We start from the raw sequence: 5,097 nt of genomic DNA, 5'->3' as shown, positions 1-5,097 counted from the left end.
CCTCCCGGACGGAGTCTGGGGGAGGGTGGGCACAAACGGGCCCACCGGCCGTAACCGACCACCATCGGGGTCCGGGGGCGGAGCCCCCGGTCAGTGGCGGGCCTCGGCTGCCAGGGCGCGCGTTACCCCCGGTTCGTGGGGCCCCAGGAAGCGGGGCCCCGGGCGGACCGTGGCCTCGAAGGCCGCTTTGCCCGAGGCGAAGATCTCGCGGGCACCCCCGGCGTACCACGTAGGACCGTGGGAGTCGTCCGAGGCGACGCCGTACGCGTCGATCCCCGCCGCGCCGCACAGCGCCAGCGCCCGCCGTATGTGGAAGCCCTGGCTGACCAGCACCGCCTTGCGCACGCCGAAGACCCGGGCCGCGCGGGTGCAGGAGTCCCACGTGTCGAAGCCCGCGTAATCGCTGACGATGCGGGCGTCCGGGACGCCGTGCCGCGTCAGATAGGCCCGCATCGCGTCCGGCTCGTCGTAGTCGTCGCGGCTGTTGTCACCGGTCACCAGCACCACGCGGACCTTGCCCGCCTTGTAGAGCTCGGCCGCCTTGTCCAGCCGGTTGGCCAGGTACGGCGACGGCTTGCCGCTCCACAGGCCCGCGCCGAAGACCATGGCCACCGGTGCCTCCGGCGCGTCGGCCACCTGCCGCACCCGCGGCGTCGCCGAGGCGTAGATCCAGGTGATCGGGGCCAGCGCGAGCAGACAGCCCGCCATCGCCGCCCACACCACCCGCCGCCAGGTCCTCCTCGTCCGCGGCAGCCGTAGCCGCAGTCGCAGCCCGAGCCTTCGCCCCATCCCCGTGTCCCCGTATCCCCGTTCGTTTCCTTCCGTTCAGTGATCAACGCGGCGGCGGCCCGGCCGGTTCCCGGCATCGCTGCTGTCACACCCGCCCACTACCGTCGAGGTATGAACGGCAAGGCGAGGACAGCAGAGGAAAGGTCCGGCATCGCCGGATACGACGCGGCGGACCTGGAGCGCTGGGCGCCCGAGCCCGACAAGCGCCCGGGGCGCACCGCCTTCCAGCGCGACCGGGCCCGCGTCCTGCACTCCGCCGCGCTGCGCCGCCTCGCCGGGAAGACCCAGGTCGTCACCCCCGGCGCCGGCGGCGGGGTCTGGGACACCAGCCCCCGCACGCGGCTCACCCACTCCCTGGAGTGCGCCCAGGTGGGCCGGGAGCTCGGCGCGGCCCTCGGCTGCGACCCCGACCTCGTCGAGGTCGCGTGCCTCGCCCACGACCTCGGGCACCCCCCGTTCGGGCACAACGGCGAGCAGGCGCTCAACGAGGTGGCCGAGGACTGCGGCGGCTTCGAGGGCAACGCCCAGTCGCTGCGCCTGCTCACCCGGCTCGAACCCAAGCGCTTCGTCCCCCGCGGCGGCGAGCTGTGCAGCGTCGGCCTCAACCTCACCCGGGCCGCCCTGGACGCCGCCACCAAGTACCCCTGGCCGCGCGGCGGCCACCCCACCGACCCCGCCTCCCGCAAGTTCGGCGTCTACGCGGACGACATGCCCGTCTTCACCTGGCTGCGCCAGGGCGCCCACGAGGGGCGGCGCAGCTTCGAGGCCCAGATCATGGACTGGTCCGACGACGTGGCCTACTCCGTGCACGACGTGGAGGACGGCCTGCACGCCGGCCACCTCGACCCCCGCGTCCTGCGCGCGGAGCCCGAGCGCCGCGAGGTGTTCGCCGTGGCCGCCGACCGCTACGCGCCGGGCGCGGACCCCGCGGAGCTCGCCGAGGCCCTCGACCGGCTCCTCGGTCAGGAGTGGTGGCCGCACGGCTACGACGGCTCCGCCGTCGCCCAGGCCCGCCTCAAGGACGCCACCAGCCAGCTCATCGGCCGGTTCTGCCTCGCCGCCGAGACCGCCACCCGCGCCGCCTGGGGCGACGCCCCCGGCAGCCTGACCCGCCACCGCGCCCGGCTCGTCGTCCCGCACGGCACCCGCCTGGAGTGCGCCGTCCTCAAGGCCGTCGCCGACCGCTATGTGATGCAGCGCGAGGACCAGGAGAAGCTCCGCGCCGACCAGCGCGTCGTCATCGCCGAGCTCGCCGAGGCGCTCGTCGCCCGCGCCCCCGACGGCCTCGACCCGCAGTTCCGCGCCCTCTTCGACGCGGCCGGTGACGACGCGGGGCGGCTGCGCGCCGTCGTCGACCAGATCGCCGCCCTGACCGACGCCTCCGCGCGCGCCCTGCGCGCCCGGCTCACCGAGGCGGGGACTGTGGCAAAAGGGTGACCGAATGTCCACACAATCCGAGTACTTCCCCCACACCATGCGGGTACTGACCCGTCCGGGGAGACCCTCTTCCGGCGGCGTACGCCGTGCGGCACGCTCTGCACGGGATCCCGACCGGGGGCGGTAGCGCAGACGCACTGCGTGGCAGCGAGGAGGCAGCAAGTGGTCGACGCACACCAGACGTTCGTCATCGTCGGAGGGGGCCTGGCCGGGGCGAAGGCCGCCGAGACCCTCCGCTCGGAGGGCTTCACCGGCCGGGTGATCCTCATCTGCGACGAACGTGACCACCCCTACGAGCGCCCGCCGCTCTCGAAGGGGTACCTCGTCGGCAAGGACGAACGCGACAGCGTCTTCGTCCACAAGCCCGAGTGGTACGCGCAGGCCGACATCGAGCTCCACCTCGGACAGCCCGTCGTCCACCTCGACCGGGCGGCGAAGACCGTACGGCTGGGCGACGGCACCGTCATCGGCTACGACAAGCTGCTGCTGGCCACGGGCGCCGAGCCCCGCCGCCTGGACATCCCCGGCACCGGCTTCGCGGGCGTCCACCACCTGCGGCGTCTCGCCCACGCCGAGCGGCTGCGCCAAGTCCTCAAGGCCCTCGGCCGCGACAACGGCCACCTCGTCATCGCCGGCGCGGGCTGGATCGGCCTGGAGGTCGCCGCCGCCGCCCGCGGCTACGGTGCCGAGGTGACCGTCGTCGAGTCCGAGCCCACGCCCCTGCACCGGGTCCTCGGCCCCGAGATCGGCCAGATCTTCAGCGACCTGCACGCCGAGCACGGCGTCCGCTTCCACTTCGGCGCCCGGCTCACCGAGATCGCCGGGCAGGACGGCATGGTGCTGGCCGCCCGCACGGACGACGGCGACGAGCACCCCGCCCACGACGTCCTCGCCGCCATCGGCGCCGCCCCGCGCACCGCGCTCGCCGAGGCCGCGGGCCTCGCCCTCGTCGACCGCGCCGACGGCGGCGGCATCGCCGTCGACGCCTCGCTGCGCACCTCCGACCCCGACATCTACGCCGCCGGGGACGTGGCCGCCGCCGAGCACCCCTGGCTCGGCACCCGGCTGCGCGTCGAGCACTGGGCCAACGCCCTCAACGAGGGCCCGGCCGCCGCCCGCGCCATGCTCGGCCAGGAGGTCTCCTACGACCGGGTGCCCTACTTCTTCTCCGACCAGTACGACGTGGGCCTGGAGTACTCGGGCTGGGCGCCCCCGGGCTCGTACGACCAGGTCGTCTGCCGCGGTGACGTCGGCAAGCGCGAGTTCATCGCCTTCTGGCTGGCGGAGGGCAGGCTCCTCGCGGCGATGAACGTCAATGTGTGGGATGTCACCGAGACCCTCCAGAAGCTCATCCGTACCGGTGCCACCCCGGACCCCGATGCCCTCGCCGATCCCGGCGTCCCGCTGGAATCCCTGCTCCCGCAGTCCTGACCGGCCCCGGACCGCCGTAGAATTCCCGCGTGGCAGGCAGGATCAACGATGACGACGTGAAGGCGGTACGGGACGCGGTCCCGATCGACTCCGTCGTGTCCGAATACCTCCAGCTGCGCAACGCGGGCGGCGGCAATCTCAAGGGCCTGTGCCCCTTCCACGACGAGAAGTCCCCGTCCTTCCAGGTCAGCCCCGCCAAGGGGCTCTTCTACTGCTTCGGCTGCCAGGAGGGCGGGGACACGGTCGACTTCGTCATGAAGATCGACCACCTCTCCTTCGCCGAGACCATCGAGCGCCTCGCCGGTCTCGCGGGCATCACCCTGCGCTACGAGGAGGGCGGCTACACCCCGGGCCGCCAGCAGGGCGAGCGCATCCGCCTCGTCGAGGCCCACAAGCACGCCGCGAAGTTCTACGCCGAGCAGCTCGACGGCCCCGAGGCGGAGATCGGCCGGGCCTTCCTCGCGGCCCGCGGCTTCGACCAGGCCGCCGCCCAGCACTTCGGCGTCGGCTACAGCCCGGCCGGCTGGGACCACCTCACCCGCTTCCTACGTGGCAAGGGCTTCAGCGACAAGGAGCTGATCCTCTCCGGCCTCGCCCAGGAGAGCCGGGGCGGCCGCCCCATCGACCGCTTCCGCGGCCGCCTGATGTGGCCCATCCGCGACCTCACCGGCGAGGTCATCGGCTTCGGCGCCCGCAAGCTCCGCGACGACGACAACGGGCCCAAGTACCTCAACACCCCCGAGACGCCGATCTACAAGAAGTCGAACGTCCTCTACGGCATCGACCTCGCCAAGAAGGAGATCGCCAAGAGCGGCCGCGCCGTCGTCGTCGAGGGCTACACCGACGTCATGGCCTGCCACCTCGCCGGGGTCACCACGGCCATCGCCACCTGCGGCACCGCCTTCGCGGCCGACCACATCAAGATCCTCCGCAGGCTCCTGATGGACAACTCCCGCTCGAAGGTCATCTTCACCTTCGACGGCGACGCCGCGGGCCAGCGCGCCGCCCTGCGCGCCTTCGAGGACGACCAGAAGTTCGCCGCGGGCACCAACATCGCCGTCAGCCCCGGCGGCATGGACCCCTGCGAGCTCCGCCTCGACCGGGGCGACGAGGCCGTGCGGCAGCTCATCGCCGACAGCACGCCGCTCTTCGAGTTCGCGATCCGCTCCATGGTCCGGCAGCACGAGGTCGACACCCCCGAGGGCCAGGCCGCCGCCCTGGAGGAGGCCGCGCCGATCGTCGCGGGCATCAAGGACAGCTCCATCCGCCACCAGTACGCGGTGCGGCTCGCGGGGCTGCTCGGCATCCTTGACACCCAGTTCGTGGTGATGCGGGTGTCCCAGCTCGCCCGCTGGGCGCGCGAACGCGGCTCCAGGCCCGAACGGCGGGGCGCCCCCGCCGCGCCCCCGGCGGCGCCCGCCGTTCGGGCCTGGAGCCGCG

Annotated in this window: 4 protein-coding genes; 3 read left to right on the top strand and 1 reads right to left on the bottom strand. The window is 73.4% G+C overall.

What is annotated here, in order from left to right; genetic code table 11:
- Nucleotides 1-90: 90 nt before the first annotated feature.
- A complete protein-coding gene (locus tag K6I34_RS31240; protein WP_229331211.1) occupies nucleotides 91-789 on the bottom strand; it encodes a vancomycin high temperature exclusion protein in 699 nt (232 codons plus the stop codon).
- A 111-nt stretch (nucleotides 790-900) separates the two neighbouring features.
- On the opposite strand from K6I34_RS31240, the gene K6I34_RS31235 reads away from it, so the two are divergent.
- From K6I34_RS31235 to dnaG, 3 genes are all read left to right on the top strand, one after another.
- On the top strand, nucleotides 901-2,226 hold the full coding sequence (locus K6I34_RS31235; RefSeq protein ID WP_229331209.1) for a deoxyguanosinetriphosphate triphosphohydrolase: 1,326 nt from the start codon (nucleotides 901-903) through the stop codon (nucleotides 2,224-2,226).
- Between the two features lie 162 nt (nucleotides 2,227-2,388).
- Nucleotides 2,389-3,657, top strand: a complete 1,269-nt coding sequence (locus K6I34_RS31230; RefSeq protein ID WP_229331207.1) for an FAD-dependent oxidoreductase — start codon at nucleotides 2,389-2,391, stop codon at nucleotides 3,655-3,657.
- Nucleotides 3,658-3,686: 29 nt separating this feature from the next.
- On the top strand, nucleotides 3,687-5,097 hold a 1,411-nt coding region (gene dnaG, locus K6I34_RS31225; RefSeq protein WP_229331204.1), incomplete at its 3' end, for a DNA primase.

It is taken from the genome of Streptomyces sp. UNOC14_S4, from assembly GCF_020740835.1.
Classification (GTDB): domain Bacteria; phylum Actinomycetota; class Actinomycetes; order Streptomycetales; family Streptomycetaceae; genus Streptomyces.
The sequence above is the reverse complement of the archived record's forward strand: the minus strand, read 5'-3'. Positions and strand labels throughout refer to the sequence as shown.